The organism is Pseudomonas sp. RA_35y_Pfl2_P32 (assembly GCF_963970735.1).
Taxonomy (GTDB): Bacteria; Pseudomonadota; Gammaproteobacteria; order Pseudomonadales; family Pseudomonadaceae; genus Aquipseudomonas.
Genome location: NZ_CAXAQF010000006.1, coordinates 40,154 through 62,520, shown reverse-complemented (window position 1 = coordinate 62,520; position 22,367 = coordinate 40,154). Strand labels below are relative to the sequence as shown.

The following is a 22,367-nucleotide window of genomic DNA, read 5'->3' as shown; positions in this document are numbered from 1 at the left end:
CGAAAAACCAGGCGAAAACGCCAGTTTCCACTTCACCCTTGTAGACCGTCTTGCCCACCCCCATATTGGGGCGACTGACGCGTGAAGGAATCCAACTTGAGCGAACTTCTCAACCGCCGCCTGGCTCTGCTCGGTGAGCGCGCTAACCTCTCTCTGCTCGAACAGTGCCTTCACGGCATCGAACGTGAATGCCTGCGCGTGACCAGCGAAGGTCGCCTGGCGCAAACGCCGCACCCGGAAGCATTGGGTTCCGCGCTGACCAACGAACAAATCACCACCGACTATTCCGAGTCGCTGCTGGAGTTCATCACGCCCGCCCTGCCGGACCCGGCAGACACGCTGGCAAGCCTGGACAGCATTCATCGCTTTGCCTACAGCAAGCTCGGCAACGAGTACCTGTGGAGTCCATCGATGCCGTGCCCGTTGCCGGCCGAGGCAGATATCCCGATCGCCTACTACGGCACCTCCAACATCGGCCAGCTCAAGTACGTGTACCGCAAGGGCCTGGCCCTGCGCTACGGCAAGACCATGCAGTGCATTGCCGGGATTCACTACAACTTCTCGCTGCCGGAGAAGCTCTGGCCGCTGCTCAAGGAATCCGAAGGCTTTGTCGGCACCGACCGCGATTATCAGTCCTCGGCCTACATCGCCCTGATCCGCAACTTCCGGCGCTACAGCTGGTTGCTGATGTACCTGTTCGGGGCCTCGCCGGCACTCGACGCCGGCTTCCTGCGCGGTCGTTCGCACCAGTTGGAACAACTGGACGCCGACACCCTCTACCTGCCCTACGCCACCAGCCTGCGCATGAGCGACCTGGGTTACCAGAGCAACGCCCAGGCCGGGCTGACGCCCTGCTACAACGACCTGCACAGCTACACCGACAGCCTGCGCAAGGCCGTGGCCACGCCCTACCCACCCTACGTGGAAGTCGGCACCCACAAGGACGGCGAATGGGTCCAGCTCAACACCAACATCCTGCAGATCGAAAACGAGTACTACTCCAACATCCGCCCCAAACGCGTGACCTACACCGGCGAGCGGCCGATACAGGCCCTGGTCGCCCGGGGCATCCAGTACGTTGAAGTGCGCCTTCTGGACATCAACCCGTTCCTGCCGACCGGCCTCGACCTGCCCGAAGCGCGTTTCCTCGACGCCTTCCTGCTGTACTGCGCGCTGAATGACAGCCCGCTGCTGACCAGCAATACCTGCAGCAACGCCACCTCGAACTTCCTCAGCGTGGTCAAGGAAGGTCGCCGTCCGGGCCTGCAACTGCAGCGCGATGGACAGCCGGTGGACATGAAGGAATGGGCCTTCGAGCTGCTGGAAAAAATCGCCCCCGTGGCGGCATTGCTGGACCAGAGCCATGGTGCCGACACCCACAGCAAAGCCCTCGATGCGCAGCTGGCGAAGATCAAGGACCCATCCCTGACCCCGTCCGCCCAGGTGCTGGCGGCGATGGAGGAACACAAGGAAAGCTTCGCCCAGTTCTCCCTGCGCCAGAGCCAGGCCCACGCCGAGTTCTTTCGCAGCCAACCGCTGCCGGCTGCAGAGCAAGCCCGGTTCGAAGCCGCGGCCCGCGCTTCGCTGGAGCAACAGACCGAGCTGGAGCAAAACGAAGTCGGCGACTTTGATGTGTTTGTCGGGGCGTACCAGGCAAGCATTCTGGCGATCAGCAACTAACCCTCGAGGGTCCTGCGGGCCTGATCGTCGGAGCGCCGCCCGGAGCAAGCTCCCACAGTGCATTCCCGGTGTGACCACAATCGTGCAAACACCATGAAACCCTGTGGGAGCGAGCCTGCTCGCGATGACCGCGTAGCGGTCGCTCCTCACGTTTCGTCATATAAACTAATTCGAAAAAGTTATTTATTTTCGATTTCTTAGATCATTTAGTCTCATCACTCGCCGATTCCCGGCTGCCTGATGAGGACTTGATGATGAAATTGCACTTCCCCCTACGCCTCCTGGCGGCCGCGTCCCTGGCCGCGGCGAGCTTGTTCGCCCAGGCGGCCGACCTCACCGTCGCCTACCAGACCACCGTTGACCCGGCCAAAGTGGCCCAGGCCGACGGCGCCTACGAAAAAGCCAGCAACGCCAAGATCGACTGGCGCAAATTCGACAACGGTGCCGACGTCATCGCCGCCATCGCTTCCGGCGACGTGCAGATCGGTTACCTGGGTTCCAGCCCGCTGACCGCGGCCATCACCCGCAATGTGCCGGTCCAGACGTTCCTTATCGCCACCCAGATCGGCGCCGCCGAAGCCCTGGTCGCCCGCGACGGTTCCGGGATCAAGACCCCACAAGACCTGGTCGGCAAGAAAATCGCCGTGCCCTTTGTCTCCACCGGTCACTACAGCCTGCTGGCCGCGCTCAAGCACTGGAACATCGATCCGTCGACAGTCACCGTGCTCAACCTCGCCCCGCCGGCAATCATTGCGGCGTGGAAACGCGGTGACATCGACGCCACCTACGTCTGGGACCCTGCACTGGGCGTCGCCAAGGAAAACGGCAAGGTGCTGATCACCTCCGGCGAACTGGCCAAGTTCGGCGCTCCGACCTTCGACGCCTGGATCGTGCGCAAGGACTTCGCCGAGAAGCACCCGCAAATCGTCAGCGCCTTCGCCAACGTCACCCTCGATGCCTACGCCGACTACCGCAAAGACCCGCAAGCCTGGCTCGCCAACCAGGGCAACGTCGACAAGCTGGTGAAACTGTCGGGCGCCAAGGCCAGCGACATCCCGCTGCTGCAAGGCAACGTCTACCCGCTGGCGGCTGACCAGGTGATCACCCTGGGCGCACCGACCACCAAGGCCATTACCGACACCGCCACCTTCCTCAAGGAACAAGGCAAGGTCGAAGCCGTGCTGCCGGACTACGCGCCCTACGTCAGCGCCAAATACATCACCCACTGATCGGAGCACCTCACGATGGCCTTGCTACAGCTGGAGCGCATCAGCGCACAGTACCCAGGCAGCCTGGAACCGGTACTGGCGGATATTTCCTTGAGCCTGGGGCCTCAGCAACTGCTGGTCGCCCTCGGCCCGTCCGGCAGTGGCAAGACCTCACTGTTGAACCTGATCGCCGGGTTTGTCCAGCCCAGCGCCGGGCGCATCACCCTCGACGGCGCCCCCGTCAAAGGCCCAGGTGCCGAACGCGGCGTGGTGTTCCAGGACGATGCATTACTGCCTTGGCAGGACGTGCTGGCCAACGTGGGTTTCGGCCTGGAACTGGCCGGCGTCCCCCGCGCCCAGCGTGAAGTCCGGGCGCGGGAAATGCTCGCCCTGGTCGACCTCGCCGGCTTTGACAGCCGACGCATCTGGCAGCTCTCGGGCGGCCAGAAACAGCGTGTCGGCCTGGCGCGCGCCCTCGCTGCCGACCCACGGGTGTTGCTGATGGACGAACCGTTCGGCGCCCTCGACGCGTTCACCCGCGAACAGATGCAGGAGCTGTTGCTGCAAGTCTGGCGACGCACCGCCAAGCCGGTGTTCCTGATTACCCACGACATCGAAGAAGCGGTGTTCCTGGCCACCGACCTGATTCTGCTGGCGCCCAACCCCGGGCAAATCGTCGAACGCCTGACATTGGACTTCGGTCAGCGTTATGCCGCCGGCGAATCGGCACGGGCGATCAAGTCCGACCCGCGCTTCATCGAAACCCGCGAACACGTACTCGCCCGTGTGTTCTCACAACGCAGCGCCGCCCAGCGGCAGGAGCGCGCATGAATACTTATGAGATTCCGACGGCTGCGGCCAAGACCTCCAGCCCAGCCACGGCCCTGCCTCTGCGGCGCAGCCTCGGCACCCGCTGGGTCAGCGTCCTGACCCTGGTCGGCCTGATCACGCTGTGGTGGGCCGTGACCGCCACCGGCCTGATCGAACCGCTGTTCCTGCCGCCACCCTCGGCGGTGCTGCAAAAGGGTGGGTTGCTGGTGAGCAGCGGCTACATGGACTCGACCTTGTGGCAACACCTGGGCGCCAGCCTTGGGCGGATTGGCCTGGGCCTGGGTTTTGCCGTGCTGACCGCCGTACCGGTGGGCATTGCCATCGGTCATAACCGCATTGCCCGCGGCGTGCTCGACCCGCTGATCGAGTTCTACCGGCCGATTCCGCCCTTGGCCTATCTGCCCCTGATCGTGATCTGGTGCGGCATCGGCGAGCTGTCCAAGGTCCTGCTGATCTACCTGGCGATCTTTGCCCCGATTGCCATCGCCACCGCCACCGGCGTGCGAACCGTGGACCCGACCAAGTTGCGCGCCGCACAGTCGCTGGGCGCCACCCGGGCACAACTGATTCGCCACGTGATTTTGCCCAGCGCCTTGCCGGACATCCTCACCGGTGTGCGCATCGGCCTGGGCGTGGGCTGGTCAACTCTGGTCGCCGCCGAACTGATTGCCGCCACCAGCGGCCTGGGTTTCATGGTGCAGTCGGCCGCGCAGTTCCTGGTCACCGACGTCGTGGTCCTGGGCATCCTGGTGATCGCGCTGATTGCCTTTGCCCTGGAGATGGGCCTGCGTGCCCTGCAACGCAAACTGGTGCCGTGGCACGGCCAGACCCATTGAATTGACTCTGCCGACACGTCGGCACCCGGATTGAAGAGAGCCCCATGAGCAGCCTGACCATCATCCCCTTGAGCCATGCCCTCGGCGCGCAGATCAGTGGCGTCGACATTGCCCAGCCCCTGAACGTCGAACAGCGCGACGCCATCGAGCAAGCCCTGCTCAAGCATCAGGTACTGTTCTTTCGCGATCAGCCAATCACCCCGCAGCAACAGGCGCGTTTTGCCGCCAACTTTGGCGACCTGCACATTCACCCGCTCTACCCCAACGTGCCGGAACAGCCTGAAGTGCTGATCCTCGACACGGCCGAAACCGATGTGCGCGACAACGCCATCTGGCACACCGACGTGACCTTCCTGCCGACGCCGGCCCTGGGCGCGGTACTCAGTGCCAAGCTGCTGCCGGCCTTTGGTGGCGACACCCTGTGGGCCAGCGGCATCGCGGCCTATGAAGCCCTGTCCGAGCCCCTCAAGGTCCTGTTGCAGGGATTGAGCGCGACCCACGACTTCGTCAAATCATTCCCCCTGGAGCGCTTTGGCAACACCCCGCAAGCGCTGGAACAATGGCAAGCCACGCGCAAGAAAAACCCGCCGCTGTCGCACCCGGTGATCCGCACGCACCCGGTCAGCGGGCGCAAATCGCTGTTCGTCAATGAAGGCTTCACGACTCGGATCAATGAGCTCTCGGACAGTGAAAGCGACGCCATCCTCAAGCTGCTGTTCGCCCACGCCACCCGCCCGGAATTCACCCTCCGCTGGCGCTGGCAGACCAACGACGTAGCCTTCTGGGACAACCGCGTAACCCAGCATTTTGCAGTAGACGACTACCGCCCGGCCCGGCGCGTGATGCACCGGGCAACCGTGCTGGGGGATGTGCCGTTTTAACTGAGTCGTTGCCGGGGCGGCAACGATTGGCTTTTTGCTCAGGCCGGCCCAGCGTTTAAACCGATAACTCACGTAAAGCCGCCGCGGCCAAAAAACCGGAACGCGAGCTGTAGCGCTGATCGCGCCTCACGGTCTGGTCGATGCGCTCAAGCAACTGCTCCGGCAACGTTGCGTTAAACCGCACTGATTTGCCGAAATACGGGGTCACGTCAAATTCCACCACCGCCCAAATCCCCCCAGCGTAATCCGGGTTCTGGAAGTGTTGGTCAATCTCATGCACCTGGGGTAACGGATCGCCATCGGCGACCAACCCTTCGTAATGCAGCGCCAGTGCCTCTTTGACGTTATCCAACGCCTGCGCAACCGTCTCACCCGCGGAGAAACAACCGCCGACATCCGGGATAATCACGCCGTAATCGGAGTCGGGATCCTTGTGTAGCACGACTGGGAATTTCATGGAGATAGCCCCTTCCAATCCGCCCTCATCGGGACTTTTATCGATAGATTGCGGGTTCATTTCAGGCCCGCCTGTTTCAAAATACTGTTAATTGTTCCCTTGGGCAGATCCGCGTCAGGGTGCTTGATCGTCACTCTCCCTGGTTTGCGCGGATGTTTGTATTGATGGTGGCTGCCTTTAGTTGCCACCCAATACCAACCGTCCTCTTCGATCATCCTGATCATTTCTCGACTGCGCATCACCTTCGCCCTTTGTCATCAGCGTCGATGACAACTGTACGCGACAGGCATACGGATCAATACACACGATACACACTAAGATATAGAACAGCCGGGCGCAAACCAGCGATTGTTTTCCAGACCACCGGCTAACGCGCCTGCGCGAACACCTCAGCCAACCAATCGACAAATACCCGAACCCGTGGCGCCATGTGTCGGTTGTGCGGGCACTGGATCAGGCTGGCGACACGCAGGTCTAAACCGCATTTGGGCGAAGCACGCCTATGCTCGATAGGACGCACAGGAGCGCACGACCATGCACAGCACCATCATCATCGCCTTCGGCCTGGCACTGCTGGCTCTGATGCTGTTCATCGGCCAGCAACTGGGCTTCAGTCCAGAGACCCTGACCTACAGTTTCATCCTGCTGTGGCTGGCACTGACAGCGATCAACGGCACCATTGGCGTCATGGTTACCGGACAATCGGTAACCCATGAATTAATGGTGGGGTTCATGGTGTTTGCCGTGCCGGTGGCTGCCCTGGTGTTGTTCATGACCATGACCAACACCTGAGCAGCCCGGCCCTCGCTCAACGCACCAGATGCAGGAACTGCATGTGGCGCTCGTACTGGTCGAGGATGTCGTTGATGATCTGCTCCTTGGTGTAACCCATCAGGTCGTAGTCCTGACTGCCCTCGCTCAAGTGCACTTCGGCGCGGTAGTAGCGGCGGTTGCGCAACTCTTTGGGGCCCATGCCGCCACGGGCGAACGACGGCGTGAAATAGCCACGCATCTGCACCTGGTAGATGAACGGGTGCTGGTCGCCGTGACCGATTTCCAGGCTGACGCTGTCGTTGGCCGGGTCCGGCTGCGCGACCACGTTCACCCCCTTCTCGACGAACACCGCCGTCACTTCCTCGATCGCCGGGCGCACCGTGGTTTCGAGGAAGCGATACACCTCATCGCGGGATGGGAAGTGCACGGCCTGGCTCAAACGCTGACGCCAGCCGCCCTTGCCACGGCGCGAAGTCGAGACCGGTGCCAGGGAGTGCATCTGCGCGATCTTCTTCTGCGACTCGAGATAGAAAGCCTTGTGCAGCCCCCACATCATCAACAGCAGAATCATCGAGAACGGCAGCGAGGTCAGGACCACCGCTGACTTCAACGAGTCGATGCTGCCGGCGAACAACAGCGCACTGGTCACCAGCGCGGTCATCGCGCCCCAGAACACCCGCAGCCATTTCGGCCCGTCTTCATCGGCATTGCCGCCCTTGGCCGACAACGTCGAGAGCACCACGGTGCCGGAGTCGGCCGAGGTGACGAAGAACACGAAGCTGATGAACACCGTCACGGCGATCACCGTCTTGCTCCACGGGTAGGTTTCCAGCAGCAGGTACAAGGTCATCGACGGGTTGTCGATGGCCGACATGCCGAGCGCGCTCATGCCGTGGTTGAGCACCTGGTCGATGGCGCTGTTGCCGAAGATCGACATCCACGCCAGGGTGAAGCCAAGCGGAATCAACAAGACCCCGAAGACAAATTCACGGATGGTCCGGCCACGGGAAATCCGCGCAATGAACAGCCCGACAAAGGGCGACCATGCAATCCACCAGGCCCAATAGAACACCGTCCAGCCGCCCAGCCAGTCGCTGGGCTTGTCGTAGGCGTAGAGGTCAAAACTCTTCATCGGCAAGGCGCCGAGGTAGTCGCCAAGGTTCTGGATCAAGGTATTGAGCAGGTGCTGGGTGGGGCCGGCAAACAGCACGAACAGCAACAGCGCGCAGGCCAGCAGCATGTTGATGTCGGACATCACCCGCACGCCCTTATCGACACCCGCGACCGCGACGATAATCGCCGCGCCCATCATCAAGGTGATCAGCCCGACCTGGACCCACTGGGTGTGCGCCACGCCAAACAGGTAATCGAGGCCGGAGTTGAGGTGCAGCACCCCAAACCCCATGTCCGCACCCAGGCCGAACACCGTGGCGATAATGCCAAAACCGTCCACCGCGTAACCGATCGGGCCGTTGATGCGCTTGCCGATCAGCGGGTACAGCGCCGAACGCAGGGCCAGCGGCAAGTTGTGCCGGTAGGCGAAGTACGCCAGGGCCATGCCGACAAAGGCGAACACCCCCCAGCCGTGCAGGCCCCAGTGCAGGAACAGGATCTGCATCGCCTGGCGCGCCGCATCGGCGGTGCCGGCTTCACCCTGGGGCGGCAGCGACAGGTGCGTCAGGGGTTCGGAGACGCAGAAGAAAAACAGCGTGATGCTGATCCCGGCGGCGAACAGCATGCCGGCCCAGGACAGGTAACTGAATTCGGGTTCGTCGTGGTCGGCACCGAGCTTGATCTTGCCGTAGCCAGACAAGGCGGTGACCACCACGAAGACCAGATACAGGGTCATTGCCAGCATGTAGTACCAGCCGACCGTGTTGGCCGCCCAGTTTTGTGCCGCCAGCAGCCAGGCGCCGGACTGCTGCGGGAAGGCGATGACCACCAGGCCGAACAGCAGGATGAAGCTCGCCGCGAAATAAAACACCGGCGGATTCATGCGCATCTGACCGCTGGGAGGGGTAGCGGATGCACTCATCGACGGTGCACCTTCTGTGGGTAAAACGTGGCTGTCAATGTCGGACTCAGCAAAGGCAAGCCTCCTGTTGTGAGCGGGCAGCGAACTGCCGGTTTAACTTGAATGAACGTTCAAGTTAAACATGGATAGGGCGCTAAGGACTAATTCCAAGGCTCGGCGGTACAGTCGTACGCTAGCTCAAGGAAGGGTATGACGTGAGGTTGAACGGAATCGTTCAACCGATATTTAGCAAATGGCCAACCACGATCTACCGGGTCTCACAACCCCTGTGGAAGCGAGCCTGCTCGCGATAGCGGTGGCTCAGGCACCCGCGATGTTGAATCTACTGGCCCCATCGCGAGCAGGCTCCCACACGGCCTGATAGGCTCCAAAGGGTTACTTCTGCGTCCCATCATCATGCTGCAGATTGGCCTGGGTCAGGTTGCTCCCGGCCGACACGCTGCGGGTCAGCCAGACGTTGCCGCCAATGCTCGAGCCCTTGCCGATGGTGATCCGTCCGAGGATGGTCGCACCGGCGTAGATCACCACATCGTCCTCGACGATCGGGTGGCGCGGATGGCCCTTCTGCAACTGGCCATCTTCGTCCGCCGGAAAGCGCTTGGCGCCCAGGGTCACGGCCTGATAGATGCGCACGCGCTCGCCGATGATCGCGGTCTCGCCGATCACCACGCCCGTGCCGTGGTCGATGAAGAAGCTGCGACCGATCTGCGCGCCGGGGTGGATGTCGATGCCGGTGGCCGAGTGGGCAATTTCCGAGCTGATCCGCGCCAACAACGGCAGGCCGGCCCGGTACAGGTGGTGCGCCAGGCGATGGTGAATCACCGCCAGGATCCCCGGGTAGCAGAGCAATACCTCATCGACGCTGCGGGCCGCCGGGTCACCGTGATAGGCCGCCAGCACGTCGGAGTCCAGCAGGCTGCGCAGCCCCGGCAAGGCCAGGGCGAAATCCTGGATCAGGCTGATGGCCCGCGCCTCGACCTCGGTATCGAGCTGGGCGGTTTTCCGCGCGACGTACCGCAACTCCAGTCGCGCCTGGCCCAGCAGGGCGTTCAGGGCCACGTCCAGGGTGTGCCCGACGTAGAAGTCTTCGCTCTCCTCGCGCAGGTCCACCGGCCCCAGGCGCATCGGGAACAAGGCGCCACAGAGGGCTTCGAGGATCTCCGCCATCGCGGCGCGCGATGGCAGCTCACGCCCTCCCTGTTCACCGCTGCTACGACCATTTTGCGCACGCCACTGGTCGCGGGCTACGCGCAGTTGGCTGACGATGGTCTGTAATTGCCAATGGCTGGAACGCTCACTCACGGTCAAAACTCCTCGCACGCAGCGGCCCCATGCCAGGCCGCCTGAATGGCAGTCACTTTACGGCAGGGTCACAAACCGTTATTAAGAACGAATTGTGCGGGCCTCAGCACTTTTAGGAATAAGCGATTGGCGGTTGCCCGGGTAAAACCGCCTGCCTATAGTCCAGACACCTCCTACTACCCGTGCGGCCCCATGATCAAACAACAGCTTGCTCGCTTCCACCGACTGGATCTTCTCGTCAACGCCACCCCCCTGGAAAAGCTCGAGCGGCTGTCGACCTGGCTGGGACGCGAGGTCTACGTCAAGCGTGACGACCTGACGCCGCTGGCCATGGGTGGCAACAAGCTGCGCAAACTCGAATACCTGGCCGCCGACGCACTGGCCCAAGGCGCCGACACCCTGATCACCGCCGGTGCCATCCAGTCCAACCACGTACGCCAGACCGCGGCGATTGCCGCAAAGCTCGGCCTGGGCTGCGTCGCCCTGCTGGAAAACCCGATCGGTACGGATGACCGCAATTACCTGGGCAACGGCAACCGCCTGCTGCTGGACCTGTTCGATGCCAAGGTCGAGCAGGTGGACAACCTCGACAACGCCGACCAACAGTTGCAAGCCTTGGCCGAGCGCCTGTGCAGCAACGGCAAGCAGCCGTACCTGGTGCCGATTGGCGGTTCCAATGCCCTGGGGGCGCTAGGGTATGTGCGGGCGGGGCTGGAACTGGCTGAACAGATCAAGGACACCGGCCTGCACTTTGCGGCCGTGGTCCTGGCCTCCGGCAGTGCCGGCACCCACAGCGGCCTGGCATTGGCCTTGAGTGAAGTGCTGCCGGAGCTGCCGGTGATCGGGGTCACCGTCTCGCGCACCGATGAAGACCAGCGCCCCAAGGTCCAGGGCCTGGCTGAACGCACGGCCGAACTGCTGGGGGTCGAGCTGCCGGCGAGTTTCAAGGTGCACCTGTGGGACGAGTACTTCGCCCCCCGCTACGGCGAGCCGAGCGCCGGTACCCTGGCGGCGGTGAAGCTGCTGGCCAGCCAGGAAGGCCTGTTGCTCGACCCGGTCTACACTGGCAAGGCCATGGCCGGTCTGCTGGACGGAATCGGCCGGCAGCGTTTCGATGAGGGTCCTATCCTGTTCCTGCACACCGGCGGCGCCCCGGCGTTGTTTGCCTACACCGCATCGTTCGCCTGAAGCCCACCCGCGTGTAGGAGCGAGCTTGCTCGCGATAGCGCCCTACAGCCCTGCACGAGCCAAGCGCATAGCCTAAAAAGGAATAACAAAGTTACTTTATATTATTTTCAAGTCTAAAAATCCCGCCCTATAGTCTCGCCGCAGGCGCAATTGCCGCGAGACGCATACGCTGCTTTTAGGGCAGGATGTGGAATTCCCGATTTTGCCTGCTTCGTAAAAAACGTCTTCATAAAAACACAGGGGCTTGTCATGAATTTTTCCGCATTTCGTCGAAATCTGCTGGTGGGCTCGCTGGGCCTGGTACTCGGTGCCGGTCTGTTGGGGCAAGCGGTAGCCGGAGAGCAACTGCAAAAGATCAAGGACGCAGGCGTGATCAACGTCGGCCTGGAAGGCACCTACCCACCGTTCAGTTTCGTCGATGCCGACGGCAAGCTGGCCGGCTTTGAAGTCGAATTTTCCGAAGCCCTGGCCAAGGAGCTGGGGGTCAAGGTCAAACTGCAACCGACCAAGTGGGACGGCATCCTCGCCGCCCTGGAATCCAAGCGCCTGGACGCGGTAATCAACCAGGTGACCATCTCCGAGGAGCGCAAGAAGAAGTACGACTTCTCCGAGCCCTACACCGTCTCCGGGATTCAGGCCCTGGTACTGACCAAGAACAAGGACAGCATCAAGACCGCCGCCGACCTGGCCGGCAAGAAAGTCGGGGTGGGCCTGGGCACCAACTACGAGCAGTGGGTGAAGGCCAATGTGCCGACCGCTGACATCCGCACCTACGAAGATGACCCGACCAAGTTCCAGGACCTGCGCGTCGGCCGCATCGACGCCATTCTGATCGACCGCCTCGCCGCCCTGGAATACGCCAAGAAAGCCAAGGACACTGCCGCTGCCGGCGCAGCCTTCTCCCGCCAGGAAGCCGGTATCGCCCTGCGCAAAGGCGAGCCTGAACTGCTGGCCGCCGTGAACCAGGCCATCGATAAACTGCGCGCCGACGGCACCCTCGCCAAGCTCTCGCAGAAATACTTCAACGCTGACGTCACTCAGTAATGGGAGAGGCTTTCCAACTCGCGCTGGATTCCGCGCCCTTTCTGCTCAAGGGCGCGTACTACACGGTCATCCTCAGCCTCGGCGGGATGTTCTTTGGCCTGTTGCTGGGTTTCGGCCTGGCCTTGATGCGCCTGTCGCGCTTCAAGCTGGTGAGCTGGATCGCCCGCATCTACGTGTCGTTCTTTCGCGGCACGCCGTTGCTGGTGCAGCTGTTCGTGATCTATTACGGCTTGCCGCAATTGGGCGTCGAGCTTGATCCGCTGCCGGCAGCCTTGATCGGCTTCTCGCTGAACATGGCCGCCTATGCCTGTGAAATCCTGCGTGCCGCCATCAGCTCGATTGAACGGGGCCAATGGGAAGCCGCGGCCAGTATCGGCATGACCCGTGCGCAGACCCTGCGCCGGGCCATCCTGCCGCAAGCCGCGCGCACCGCGCTGCCGCCTCTGGGCAACAGCTTCATCTCGCTGGTCAAGGACACCGCGCTGGCTGCGACCATCCAGGTCCCGGAGCTGTTCCGCCAGGCACAGTTGATTACCGCCCGCACCTTCGAAATTTTCACCATGTATCTTGCCGCCGCGCTGATCTACTGGATTCTGGCCACGGTGCTGTCGCACCTGCAGAACAAGTTGGAAGAGCGGGTCAATCGGCACGACCAGGAGTCCTGACCCAATGATTGTCGTGGAAAAACTGACAAAGCAGTTCAAGGGTCAAGTCGTGCTCAATGGCATCGACCTGGAGGTCAAGGAAGGCGAGGTGGTCGCCATCATCGGCCCCAGTGGCTCGGGCAAGACCACCTTCCTGCGCTGCCTGAACTTTCTCGAAGAGCCGAGCAGTGGCCGAATCAAGGTCGGTGACATCGAGATCGATGGCAGCCGCCCGCTGAACCAGCAGCAGAGCCTGGTGCGCCAATTACGCCAGCACGTGGGCTTCGTGTTCCAGAACTTCAACCTGTTCCCTCACCGCACGGCGCTGGAAAACGTCACCGAAGGGCCTCTGGTGGTCAAGAAGATTCCCAGGGAAGAGGCCCTGGCACTGGGCCGCAAGCTCTTGGCCAAGGTCGGCCTGGCCGGCAAGGAAGATGCCTACCCGCGTCGTCTCTCCGGCGGCCAGCAACAGCGCGTGGCGATCGCCAGGGCGCTGGCCATGGAGCCGGAAGTCATCCTCTTCGACGAACCCACCTCGGCCCTGGACCCGGAGCTGGTGGGTGAAGTGCTGGCGACCATTCGTGGCCTGGCGGAAGAAAAACGCACCATGGTCATCGTCACCCACGAAATGGGCTTTGCCCGCGATGTGGCCAACCGCGTGGTGTTTTTTGACAAGGGGGTGATCGTTGAACAAGGCGAAGCCAAGGCCTTGTTTGCCAACCCCAGGGAAGAGCGTACCCGACAGTTTCTCAGCAAGTTCCTTAACGCCTGAAGTTGCGCACAACACGCAACTTTCCATTTACAACAGTCACTTTCCACGGAAGGAAGTGACCCGCTGGCCATTGTAAGGGCGAGCTTGCTCGCGAAGAACTCAAAGGCGCCGCAGCTGTAATTAATACACGCGTCATCGTTGACGCTTTTTCGCGAGCAAGCTCGCTCCTACAGTGGTCGGCGTCGCTTAACTGATCAGCATTAGCCCCCTTCCCTCCTGTATTTATCCCTGCGCTGACATGGAATAAATAGATACCTCCCGCCACCGCCTCCTACGGCGTACCTTGGCCCCAGCCCTGCGTCTTGCCGACCGTAAATCAGCCGGTTTTTATGGCTCTCGACCTTTGCTTCCCTGAGAAAATCCCCGGCTACCCGTACGCTGGAAACGCCTCTGGAGTAGGAGATTTCTGATTGACCAAGGATCACTACCTTCTCAACTTTCGTCTATTGACACCCTATCAAGCGCGCTCTTATCTAGACGCCCATTGATTGCACAAACGTAGTAACTGATCGGGTATCACTTGAACTCGACACTCTGAATCAATGTGAACTAACGCAACTTCGAAACGGACTTCGCTGCGGTATTTCAAGGAGAAACTCATGACCTGCCTGTCGAACAAAGTAGAACTGATGGCTCCACGCCTGGCGCAATCGTCGGGATCCGCCATTAACGGCGCCTCAGCCGCTCATTTGCTGATCGAGATCGTGCCCTATGCCAGCATGGACGAAGGCGACCTGATCGAGCTGTTCTGGGACACCTGCTACGTCGCCTCCAAGGTCCTGGAGGCCGCGGATATCGGCCAGCCCATCCACCTGCGGGTGCCCGAAAGCTTCATCCGCAACGGCAGGTCCGGCATCCATTATCGCGTCATGCAGGTCGGACAAGACCCGGCGCGCTCGGCGACCAAACGGGTCCAGGTCAAGCTCGATTGCCCCGGCGGGGAACCCCTCAGCCAATGGACCGATGAAAACCAGGGGCTGGCGCCCTTGGTCATTCCAGACATGATCCGCAAGCATGGGGTCAACCTGAACCAGATGAAGCGCGGCGTGCCGCTGACCATCGAGCCTTACCTGAACATGGCCACTGCCGATGCAATCACCCTGCGCTGGGGCGATGTGCGCCTGGACCTGCCCAAGGTCAAGCCGGGCGAGGTCGGCAAGCCGATCAACCTGTGGGTGCCGCCGACCGTGATTCTCGAGGCGGGTGAGGACAGTCGCCTGGAAGTGACCTACTGCATCCTCGATCGGGTGGGCAATAACTCCCGCTGGGCGCCTGTACGCCTGTTGCGAATCGGCGGGAGCCCATCTGGCGCCAAGCAGCCCCCCGGCCAAGCGGCAAGCGCACACGGACCTTCTATGTATATTCCTAAAAGTTAGTTTATTATTTTTTTATACACTATTAGGGTATATACACCGGACCACCGGACATTCTTGATTCTGATTTCGCCGCACGACGCGGCTTATCCATGAGAAGTGAGGTAGGTATGGTCCGGAACACAATCACCCCAGTGCAGATCGCCAGGGCATTGCGTGCAGCCAAGGAGTGGCAGTGATGTCCAGTCTGGCCGAAGCAAACATCCAGAGCGATCTGGACATCGCCCCGCCGCTGCTGCCCGCACAGGTGCTCGACACTGACGCACAAGCGCTCCAGGCTGCCCGCGAACTCGCGGCTGTCGCCCGCCAACACGCCGCGCACCGCGATCAGCAACGCAAATTGCCCTGGGCACAAATCGAGCAGTTCACCCGCAGCGGCCTGGGCAGTATCGCCATTGGCAAAGCCTTTGGTGGCCCTCAGGTTTCCTACGTCACCCTGGCTGAAGTCTTCGCGATCATTTCCGCGGCAGATCCGGCCCTGGGGCAGATCCCGCAGAACCAGTTCGGCATCCTCAACCTGCTGCAACACGTGGCCAGCGAGCCGCAGAAACAGCAGTTGTTCCAGAGCGTGCTCAACGGTTCGCGCATCGGCAATGCCGGCCCGGAACGCGGTAACAAGAACACCCTTGAACTCAAGGCCCGCATCACCGCCCAAGGCGATGGCTGGGTGCTCAATGGCCAGAAGTTCTACTCCACCGGTGCCCTGTTCGCGCACTGGATCGCCGTCAAGGCCCTGAACGACGACGGCAAGCAGGTGATGGCCTTTGTCCGACGTGGCACCCCGGGACTGCGGGTCGTGGACGACTGGTCGGGGTTTGGCCAGCGCACCACCGCCAGCGGCACCGTATTGCTGAACAACGTGCGGGTCGACGCCGACCTGGTGGTGGACAACTGGCGGCTCAACGAGCATCCGAACATCCAGGGTGCCGTGTCCCAACTGATCCAGGCCGCCATCGACGCCGGGATTGCCCGCGGAGCCCTCGACGACGCCATTGAATTTGTGCGCACCCGCGCCCGGCCCTGGATCGATGCCAAGGTCGACCGCGCCAGCGACGATCTGTATGTGATTGCCGACATCGGCAAATTGAAGATCGAACTGCACGCCGCCGAAGCGCTGCTGCACAAGGCCGGCAAGGTGCTGGACCAGGTCAGCGCGGCACCCGTGACCGCCGCCTCCGCCGCCCGCGCCTCGATTGCCGTCGCCGAGGCCAAGGTGCTGACCACCGAGATCTCCTTGCTCGCCAGCGAAAAGCTCTTCGAGCTGGCCGGCAGCCGCGCCACCCTCGCCGAATTCAACCTCGATCGTCACTGGCGCAATGCGCGCGTGCACACCCTGCACGACCCGGTGCGCTGGAAGTACCACGCCGTGGGCAACTACCACCTCAACGGCACCTTGCCGAACCGGCATTCCTGGATCTGACCGACCAGATATCTGGAGATTTACATGACGTTTTCCCAATCCGTCGCGGTCATTACCAGCGATGAACACGCCCTTATTGTCGCCAGCGACCTGGCCGAAGACTTGCGCCGCGACAGCGCCCTGCGCGACCGTGAACGCCGCCTGCCTTATCCGGAGTTGGACGTGTTTTCACGCTCGGGCCTGTGGGGCATCAGCGTCCCCCGGGAGTATGGCGGCGCCGAGGTGTCCAATGTCACCCTGGCCAAAGTCATCGCGCTGATCGCCCAGGCGGACGGCTCCCTGGGGCAGATCCCGCAGAACCATTTTTATGCCCTTGAAGTCCTGCGGGTAAACGGCAGCGAGGCGCAGAAAAAACGCCTGTACGCCGAAGTGCTCGCCGGCCAGCGTTTTGGCAACGCCCTGGCGGAGCTGGGGACCAAGACCGCCCACGACCGGGTCACCCGCCTGACCCAGGATGGCCAGGGCTACCGCATCAACGGCCGCAAGTTCTACGCCACCGGCGCCATCTACGCCCAGCGAATTCCCACCTCGGTGGTCGATGACCACGGCGTCCAGCAACTGGCCTTCGTGCCCCGCGACAGCCAAGGCCTGACGGTGATCGACGACTGGAGCGGCTTCGGCCAGCGCACCACGGGCAGCGGCTCAGTGGTGTTCGAGGACGTCTATGTGTCTGCCGACGACCTGGTGCCGTTTCAAAGCGCCTTCGAGCGTCCGACCCCGGTCGGCCCGCTGGCGCAGATTCTCCACGCCGCCATCGACACCGGCATCGCCCGCGCCGCCTACGAAGACGCGCTGCACTTCGTGCGGACCAAGACCCGGCCGTGGATCGACTCCGGCAACGACAACGCCACCCAGGACCCCCTGACCCTCAAAAGCTTCGGTCACCTGAGCATCCGCCTGCACGCCACCGAAGCCCTACTGGAGCGCGCCGCCGAGATCCTCGACCAGGCGCAGCACACCACCAACGCAGACACCGTGGCAGCCGCCTCGATTGCCGTGGCCGAGGCCCGCGCCATCAGCAGCGAAATCTCCCTGGCGGCCGGCAGCACCCTGTTCGAACTGGCCGGCAGCCAGGCGACGCTGGCTGAGCATGGCCTGGACCGGCACTGGCGCAACGCCCGCGTGCACACCTTGCATGACCCGGTGCGCTGGAAATACCACGCGGTGGGCAACTACTACCTCAACGATGAAAACCCGCCACTGCGAGGGACCATCTGATGAGCAGCCCCGAGCACGGCAAGAAAAAAATCCTCCTCAATGCCTTCAACATGAACTGCATCGGGCACATCAACCACGGCCTGTGGACCCATCCCCGGGACACCTCGACCCAGTACAAGAGCGTCGAGTACTGGACTGAGCTGGCGCAGTTGCTGGAACGCGGGCTGTTCGACGGCTTGTTCATCGCCGACATCGTCGGCGTCTATGACGTGTACCAGGGCTCGGTGGACGTACCGCTCAAGGAGTCGATCCAGCTGCCGGTCAACGACCCGTTGCTGCTGGTTTCGGCCATGGCCGCGGTGACCCGCAACCTCGGCTTCGGCCTCACCGCCAACCTCACCTATGAACCGCCGTACCTGTTCGCCCGGCGCATGTCGACCCTCGACCACCTGAGCCGTGGCCGGGTGGGCTGGAACATTGTCACCGGCTACCTCGACAGCGCTGCCAAGGCCATGGGCCTGAGCGAACAGGTCGAACATGACCGGCGTTACGACCAGGCCGACGAGTACCTGCAGGTGCTGTACAACCTCTGGGAGGGCAGTTGGGAGGCGGACGCGGTCCTCAACGACCCCAGGCAGCGCATCTACGCCCAGCCGGGCAAAGTGCACAAGGTCGAGCACCACGGCGAGTTCTATCAGGTCGAGGGTTATCACCTGTGCGAACCCTCGCCGCAACGCACCCCGGTGCTGTTCCAGGCCGGCAGTTCGAGTCGTGGCCTGCAATTCGCAGGGCAACACGCCGAGTGCGTGTTCATCAGTGGCCAGAACAAAACCTTGACCAAGGCCCAGGTCGACAACGTGCGCGCCAGCGCCGTCAGCGCCGGGCGCAACCCGGACGACATCAAGGTGTTCATGGGCTTGAACGTGATTGTCGGGGCCAGCGAGGACGCCGCCTGGGCCAAGCACGCCGAGTACCTGAGCTACGCCAGCGCTGAAGCCGGCGTGGCGCATTTTTCCGCCTCCACCGGTATCGATTTTTCCGAGTACGCACTGGACGAACCTATCCAGTACGTGAAAAGCAACGCCATCCAGTCCGCCACCCAGCACCTGAAAAACAATGACTGGACCCGGCGCAAACTGCTCGATCAGCACGCGTTGGGCGGTCGCTACATCACCCTGGTCGGCTCGCCCGAACAGGTGGCAGACGAGCTGGAATCCTGGATCGCCGAAACCGGCCTGGACGGCTTCAACCTGACCCGCATCGTCACCCCGGAAAGCTATGTGGATTTCATCGAGCTGGTGATTCCCGAGTTGCAGCGCCGCGGCTCGTACAAGACCGCCTATGACCAGGGCACCTTGCGCGAAAAGCTGTTCCAGGGCACTGCGCAATTACCCGAACAGCACACCGGCTCGACGTTTCGCCGCTGACCGCTTCGCGAGCAGCCCCCCCAAACACCCCACCTCTATGACTGGAAACCCATCATGAAAAACACCTTGTTCGCCTACCCAGTCAAAGCACTGGCCCTGGCCCTCGGCCTCTTCAGTTCCGTGACCTTCGCCGCCGATGCGCCGCTAAAAGTCGGCACCACCGCCGCCTTCGCCATTCCCCTGGAAGCCGCGGTCGAGGAGGCCGGCAAGCAAGGCCTGAACGTCGAGCTGGTGGAATTCAGCGACTGGATCGCACCCAACGTCAGCCTCGCCTCGGGCGACATCGACGTGAACTACTTCCAGCACATCCCCTTCCTGGAAAATGCCAAGGCCGCCGCCGGTTTCGACCTGGTGCCCTTTGCCCCGGGAATCATCAACAACGTCGGCCTGTACTCGAAGCAATACAAAAGCTTCGCCGAGCTGCCCGAAGGCGCCAGCGTGGCCATCGCCAACGACCCGATCAACAGCGGTCGCGGCCTGCAACTGCTGGCCAAGGCCGGCTTGATCACCCTCAAGGACGGGGTGGGCTACAAGGCCACCGAAGACGACATCGTCGCCAACCCGAAGAAGATCAAAATCCTCCAGGTCGAAGCCGTGCAACTGGTGCGCGCCTATGACGACGCCGACCTGGTGCAGGGCTACCCCGCCTACATTCGCCTGGCCAAGACGTTCGACGCCGGCTCCGCACTGCTGTTCGACGGTCTCGACCATAAGGAATACGTGATCCAGTTCGTGATCCAACCCTCCCGCAAGACCGACCCGCGCCTGATCAAATTCGTCGACATCTACCAGCATTCGCCCGCCGTTCGCGCCGCCCTGGATAAAGCCCACGGCAAGCTCTACCAAGCCGGCTGGGAAAGCTGAGCATGAGCGCCGCGAACCCACTGCGACTGGAAACTCCAGAGCCACCCAACGCGGTCCGGACTGAACTGCACCCCGACCTCAATCACGCCCACGTCCGCTTCATTGGCCTGGGCAAGACCTACAACGGCCAGCAAGGCCCGGTCGCCGCGCTGCACGGCATCGACCTGGCGATCCAGCGCGGTGAAGTGTTCGGCATCATCGGCCGCAGCGGCGCCGGCAAGTCGTCGCTGATCCGCACCCTCAATCGCCTCGAACAACCGACTTCGGGCCGGGTGCTGATCGATCAGGTGGACATCGGCGAGTTCGACGAAGAACACCTGGTCCACCTGCGTCGGCGCATCGGCATGATCTTCCAGCACTTCAACCTGATGTCGGCCAAGACCGTGTGGCAGAACGTCGAGCTGCCCCTCAGGGTCGCCGGCGTGGCGAAACCGGCACGCGAGCAAAAGGTCCGCGAACTGCTTGAACTGGTGGGCCTGCAGGATAAGCACAAGGCTTACCCGGCGCAGCTCTCGGGCGGGCAGAAACAGCGCGTCGGCATTGCCCGCGCGCTGGTCCACGACCCGGCGATCCTGCTGTGCGACGAAGCCACTTCGGCACTGGATCCGGAAACCACGCACTCGATCCTCGGCCTGCTGCGCGAGATCAACCGACGCCTGGGCCTGACCATCATTCTGATCACCCATGAAATGGCAGTGATCCGCGATATCTGTGACCGGGTGGTGGTGCTCGAGCACGGCAAGATCGTCGAGCAAGGCCCGGTCTGGCAAGTGTTCGGCCACCCACAGCACGAGATCAGCAAAACCCTGCTGGCGCCGCTGCAACACAGCCTGCCGGAGGACCTGCAAGGCCGCCTGCACGCCCAACCCGCCTCAGCGCAGGACGCCGTGGTATTGCGCTTGCAGTTCACCGGCAGCCGCCAGGACGAACCGGACCTGGCCGCCCTGTTCAGCGCCCTGGGCGGCCGGGTGCGCCTGCTGCAAGGCGGCGTCGAGCGGATCCAGGGGCATGCCTTGGGGCAATTGCTGCTGGCGGTGTCGGGGTCGCCCCTGGGCACCGAACAATTGCGGCAACGCGCCGCTGGATGGGCGCAACAGGTGGAGGTGCTGGGTTATGTGGTTTGAGCGTTTGCTGCAAGGCTTTATCGATACCTTCCTGATGGTCGGCGTGTCGTCGCTGATCGCCTTGCTGGCGGGTATTCCGTTGGCGGTGATCCTGGTCACCAGCGCCAAGGGCGGGATCTACGAAGCCCCGGCGCTGAACCGCGCGCTGGGAGCCTTCGTCAACCTGTTCAGGTCGATCCCGTTCCTGATCCTGATGGTCGCCCTGATTCCCTTTACCCGGCTGATCGTCGGCACCACCTACGGCGTCTGGGCCGCCGTAGTGCCGCTGACCATTGCCGCCACGCCGTTTTTTGCGCGGATTGCCGAAGTCAGCCTGCGCGAGGTCGATCACGGCCTGATCGAAGCGGCCCAGGCCATGGGTTGCCGCCGCTGGCACATCATCTGGCACGTGTTGTTGCCAGAGGCACTGCCGGGGATTGTCGGCGGATTCACCATCACCCTGGTGACCATGATCAACTCCTCGGCCATGGCCGGGGCCATTGGTGCCGGTGGCCTGGGGGATATCGCCTACCGTTACGGTTACCAGCGCTTTGACAGCCAGATCATGCTCACGGTGATCGTGCTGCTGGTGATTCTGGTGGCGGTGATTCAATTGGGCGGGGATCGGTTGGCGCGCGGCTTGAACAAGCGTTGATCGCTCGGCCGCAAAGGGTATATTCGGCTCATTCCCCTTGCCTGCGCAGCCGATCATGAAACACACCCCCGACGACCTCCAACAGATCACCGCCATCACCCTGGATCACTACAACGCGGTCGCCGAAGACTTTCGCGAAGGCACTCGCGATCATGACGTCAGCCAGAACATCGCGGCCCTGCTGCGGCACATCCAGGGTGAGGCGCCGCTGCAGATTCTCGACTTCGGCTGCGGCCCGGGGCGCGATTTGCAGACGTTCAGCCACCTGGGGCACACGGCCGTCGGCCTCGACGGCTCGGAGCAATTTGCCCGGATGGCCCGCGAGGACAGCGGCTGTGAGGTCTGGCAGCAGGACTTTCTCAAGCTCGAGCTGCCGGCCGAACGGTTTGACGGGATTTTCGCCAACGCGGTGCTGTTTCATGTGCCACGCCAGGAGCTGCCGCGGGTGCTGCAACACCTGCACGGGACCTTGAAGCCGGGTGGGGTGCTGTTCAGTTCCAATCCCCGTGGCGACAATCAGGAAGGCTGGAATGGCCCGCGATACGGGGCGTATCACGACCTGCAAGCGTGGCAACAATTGCTCACCGAAGCGGGATTTGTCGAGCTGGAGCACTACTACCGACCTGCCGGGCTGCCACGCGAGCAGCAGCCTTGGTTGGCGAGTGTCTGGCGTAAACCGCTGTAGACCGTCAGATCGCTATCGCGAGCAAGCCCA

The 22,367-nt window shown here is 62.4% G+C and carries 22 protein-coding genes; 18 read left to right on the top strand and 4 right to left on the bottom strand.

Annotated elements, in window-relative coordinates; all coding sequences use genetic code 11:
• Positions 1–96 precede the first annotated feature (96 nt).
• The 5 genes from gshA (at position 97) to tauD (ending at position 5,436) form a co-directional block, all read left to right on the top strand.
• The gene (gene gshA, locus AACY45_RS07505; protein WP_339544859.1) at positions 97–1,680 is read left to right on the top strand and encodes a glutamate--cysteine ligase; all 1,584 of its coding nucleotides are present in this window, start codon (positions 97–99) and stop codon (positions 1,678–1,680) included.
• A gap of 254 nt (positions 1,681–1,934) precedes the next feature.
• Positions 1,935–2,909, top strand: a complete 975-nt coding sequence (gene tauA, locus AACY45_RS07500) for a taurine ABC transporter substrate-binding protein (protein WP_339544858.1) — start codon at positions 1,935–1,937, stop codon at positions 2,907–2,909.
• A gap of 15 nt (positions 2,910–2,924) precedes the next feature.
• On the top strand, positions 2,925–3,719 hold the full coding sequence (tauB, locus tag AACY45_RS07495) for a taurine ABC transporter ATP-binding subunit (RefSeq protein WP_339544857.1): 795 nt from the start codon (positions 2,925–2,927) through the stop codon (positions 3,717–3,719).
• Positions 3,716–4,555, top strand: a complete 840-nt coding sequence (gene tauC / locus AACY45_RS07490) for a taurine ABC transporter permease TauC (protein WP_339544856.1) — start codon at positions 3,716–3,718, stop codon at positions 4,553–4,555. Before tauB ends, tauC begins: the two co-directional genes overlap by 4 nt.
• Before the next feature lie 44 nt (positions 4,556–4,599).
• Positions 4,600–5,436 (top strand): taurine dioxygenase, encoded by an 837-nt coding sequence (gene tauD, locus AACY45_RS07485; RefSeq protein WP_339544855.1) that lies wholly within the window; start codon positions 4,600–4,602, stop codon positions 5,434–5,436.
• Between the two features lie 55 nt (positions 5,437–5,491).
• Here the strand turns inward: tauD and AACY45_RS07480 are convergent, their stop codons facing one another.
• Both AACY45_RS07480 and AACY45_RS07475 read right to left on the bottom strand, forming a co-directional pair.
• Positions 5,492–5,893, bottom strand: coding sequence for a type II toxin-antitoxin system HicB family antitoxin (locus AACY45_RS07480; RefSeq protein WP_095167490.1), 402 nt, complete (start codon positions 5,891–5,893; stop codon positions 5,492–5,494).
• Positions 5,894–5,949: 56 nt separating this feature from the next.
• On the bottom strand, positions 5,950–6,132 hold the full coding sequence (locus AACY45_RS07475; protein ID WP_182343081.1) for a type II toxin-antitoxin system HicA family toxin: 183 nt from the start codon (positions 6,130–6,132) through the stop codon (positions 5,950–5,952).
• Positions 6,133–6,427: 295 nt separating this feature from the next.
• Here AACY45_RS07475 and AACY45_RS07470 point away from each other — a divergent pair, with 295 nt between their 5' ends.
• The gene (locus AACY45_RS07470; RefSeq protein ID WP_339544854.1) at positions 6,428–6,685 is read left to right on the top strand and encodes a hypothetical protein; all 258 of its coding nucleotides are present in this window, start codon (positions 6,428–6,430) and stop codon (positions 6,683–6,685) included.
• A 16-nt stretch (positions 6,686–6,701) separates the two neighbouring features.
• Here AACY45_RS07470 and betT read toward each other — a convergent pair whose 3' ends face one another.
• Together betT and epsC are read right to left on the bottom strand one after the other, a co-directional pair.
• On the bottom strand, positions 6,702–8,663 hold the full coding sequence (betT, locus tag AACY45_RS07465; RefSeq protein ID WP_162530218.1) for a choline transporter BetT: 1,962 nt from the start codon (positions 8,661–8,663) through the stop codon (positions 6,702–6,704).
• A 414-nt stretch (positions 8,664–9,077) separates the two neighbouring features.
• Positions 9,078–10,004, bottom strand: coding sequence for a serine O-acetyltransferase EpsC (gene epsC, locus AACY45_RS07460; RefSeq protein ID WP_339544853.1), 927 nt, complete (start codon positions 10,002–10,004; stop codon positions 9,078–9,080).
• Positions 10,005–10,196: 192 nt separating this feature from the next.
• Here epsC and AACY45_RS07455 point away from each other — a divergent pair, with 192 nt between their 5' ends.
• From AACY45_RS07455 to AACY45_RS07400, 12 genes are all read left to right on the top strand, one after another.
• Positions 10,197–11,192, top strand: coding sequence for a D-cysteine desulfhydrase (locus tag AACY45_RS07455; RefSeq protein WP_339544852.1), 996 nt, complete (start codon positions 10,197–10,199; stop codon positions 11,190–11,192).
• A gap of 249 nt (positions 11,193–11,441) precedes the next feature.
• Positions 11,442–12,236, top strand: a complete 795-nt coding sequence (gene tcyJ, locus AACY45_RS07450) for a cystine ABC transporter substrate-binding protein (protein ID WP_339544851.1) — start codon at positions 11,442–11,444, stop codon at positions 12,234–12,236.
• The gene (gene tcyL, locus AACY45_RS07445; RefSeq protein ID WP_339544850.1) at positions 12,236–12,901 is read left to right on the top strand and encodes a cystine ABC transporter permease; all 666 of its coding nucleotides are present in this window, start codon (positions 12,236–12,238) and stop codon (positions 12,899–12,901) included. The genes tcyJ and tcyL overlap by 1 nt, the downstream gene beginning before the upstream one ends.
• A gap of 4 nt (positions 12,902–12,905) precedes the next feature.
• On the top strand, positions 12,906–13,652 hold the full coding sequence (tcyN, locus tag AACY45_RS07440) for an L-cystine ABC transporter ATP-binding protein TcyN (RefSeq protein ID WP_339544849.1): 747 nt from the start codon (positions 12,906–12,908) through the stop codon (positions 13,650–13,652).
• Between the two features lie 599 nt (positions 13,653–14,251).
• Positions 14,252–15,028 (top strand): hypothetical protein, encoded by a 777-nt coding sequence (locus AACY45_RS07435; RefSeq protein ID WP_339544848.1) that lies wholly within the window; start codon positions 14,252–14,254, stop codon positions 15,026–15,028.
• A 175-nt stretch (positions 15,029–15,203) separates the two neighbouring features.
• Positions 15,204–16,445, top strand: coding sequence for an SfnB family sulfur acquisition oxidoreductase (locus AACY45_RS07430; protein ID WP_339544847.1), 1,242 nt, complete (start codon positions 15,204–15,206; stop codon positions 16,443–16,445).
• Between the two features lie 24 nt (positions 16,446–16,469).
• Entirely contained in the window at positions 16,470–17,663 is a 1,194-nt protein-coding gene (locus AACY45_RS07425) for an SfnB family sulfur acquisition oxidoreductase (protein WP_339544846.1), read from the top strand.
• Positions 17,663–19,030 (top strand): LLM class flavin-dependent oxidoreductase, encoded by a 1,368-nt coding sequence (locus AACY45_RS07420; RefSeq protein WP_339544845.1) that lies wholly within the window; start codon positions 17,663–17,665, stop codon positions 19,028–19,030. The genes AACY45_RS07425 and AACY45_RS07420 overlap by 1 nt, the downstream gene beginning before the upstream one ends.
• 54 nt (positions 19,031–19,084) lie before the next feature.
• Positions 19,085–19,894 (top strand): MetQ/NlpA family ABC transporter substrate-binding protein, encoded by an 810-nt coding sequence (locus AACY45_RS07415; RefSeq protein ID WP_339544844.1) that lies wholly within the window; start codon positions 19,085–19,087, stop codon positions 19,892–19,894.
• Between the two features lie 2 nt (positions 19,895–19,896).
• Positions 19,897–21,018 (top strand): methionine ABC transporter ATP-binding protein, encoded by a 1,122-nt coding sequence (locus AACY45_RS07410; RefSeq protein ID WP_339544843.1) that lies wholly within the window; start codon positions 19,897–19,899, stop codon positions 21,016–21,018.
• Positions 21,008–21,652, top strand: a complete 645-nt coding sequence (locus AACY45_RS07405; RefSeq protein WP_339544842.1) for a methionine ABC transporter permease — start codon at positions 21,008–21,010, stop codon at positions 21,650–21,652. Before AACY45_RS07410 ends, AACY45_RS07405 begins: the two co-directional genes overlap by 11 nt.
• A 55-nt stretch (positions 21,653–21,707) precedes the next feature.
• Positions 21,708–22,337, top strand: a complete 630-nt coding sequence (locus tag AACY45_RS07400) for a class I SAM-dependent methyltransferase (protein WP_339544841.1) — start codon at positions 21,708–21,710, stop codon at positions 22,335–22,337.
• Positions 22,338–22,367 lie beyond the last annotated feature (30 nt).

Bases quoted from the DNA above. Each gene is read 5' to 3' on its own strand.
- tcyJ (WP_339544851.1), top strand. From the start codon at position 11,442: ATGAATTTTTCCGCATTTCGTCGAAATCTGCTGGTGGGCTCGCTGGGC.
- AACY45_RS07400 (WP_339544841.1), top strand. From the start codon at position 21,708: ATGAAACACACCCCCGACGACCTCCAACAGATCACCGCCATCACCCTG.
- AACY45_RS07470 (WP_339544854.1), top strand. From the start codon at position 6,428: ATGCACAGCACCATCATCATCGCCTTCGGCCTGGCACTGCTGGCTCTG.
- AACY45_RS07430 (WP_339544847.1), top strand. From the start codon at position 15,204: ATGTCCAGTCTGGCCGAAGCAAACATCCAGAGCGATCTGGACATCGCC.
- tcyL (WP_339544850.1), top strand. From the start codon at position 12,236: ATGGGAGAGGCTTTCCAACTCGCGCTGGATTCCGCGCCCTTTCTGCTC.
- AACY45_RS07475 (WP_182343081.1), bottom strand. From the start codon at position 6,132: ATGCGCAGTCGAGAAATGATCAGGATGATCGAAGAGGACGGTTGGTAT.
- AACY45_RS07415 (WP_339544844.1), top strand. From the start codon at position 19,085: ATGAAAAACACCTTGTTCGCCTACCCAGTCAAAGCACTGGCCCTGGCC.
- AACY45_RS07410 (WP_339544843.1), top strand. From the start codon at position 19,897: ATGAGCGCCGCGAACCCACTGCGACTGGAAACTCCAGAGCCACCCAAC.
- AACY45_RS07455 (WP_339544852.1), top strand. From the start codon at position 10,197: ATGATCAAACAACAGCTTGCTCGCTTCCACCGACTGGATCTTCTCGTC.
- tauC (WP_339544856.1), top strand. From the start codon at position 3,716: ATGAATACTTATGAGATTCCGACGGCTGCGGCCAAGACCTCCAGCCCA.
- tauA (WP_339544858.1), top strand. From the start codon at position 1,935: ATGAAATTGCACTTCCCCCTACGCCTCCTGGCGGCCGCGTCCCTGGCC.
- tcyN (WP_339544849.1), top strand. From the start codon at position 12,906: ATGATTGTCGTGGAAAAACTGACAAAGCAGTTCAAGGGTCAAGTCGTG.
- betT (WP_162530218.1), bottom strand. From the start codon at position 8,663: ATGAATCCGCCGGTGTTTTATTTCGCGGCGAGCTTCATCCTGCTGTTC.
- tauD (WP_339544855.1), top strand. From the start codon at position 4,600: ATGAGCAGCCTGACCATCATCCCCTTGAGCCATGCCCTCGGCGCGCAG.
- AACY45_RS07425 (WP_339544846.1), top strand. From the start codon at position 16,470: ATGACGTTTTCCCAATCCGTCGCGGTCATTACCAGCGATGAACACGCC.
- AACY45_RS07435 (WP_339544848.1), top strand. From the start codon at position 14,252: ATGACCTGCCTGTCGAACAAAGTAGAACTGATGGCTCCACGCCTGGCG.
- AACY45_RS07420 (WP_339544845.1), top strand. From the start codon at position 17,663: ATGAGCAGCCCCGAGCACGGCAAGAAAAAAATCCTCCTCAATGCCTTC.
- AACY45_RS07480 (WP_095167490.1), bottom strand. From the start codon at position 5,893: ATGAAATTCCCAGTCGTGCTACACAAGGATCCCGACTCCGATTACGGC.
- tauB (WP_339544857.1), top strand. From the start codon at position 2,925: ATGGCCTTGCTACAGCTGGAGCGCATCAGCGCACAGTACCCAGGCAGC.
- AACY45_RS07405 (WP_339544842.1), top strand. From the start codon at position 21,008: ATGTGGTTTGAGCGTTTGCTGCAAGGCTTTATCGATACCTTCCTGATG.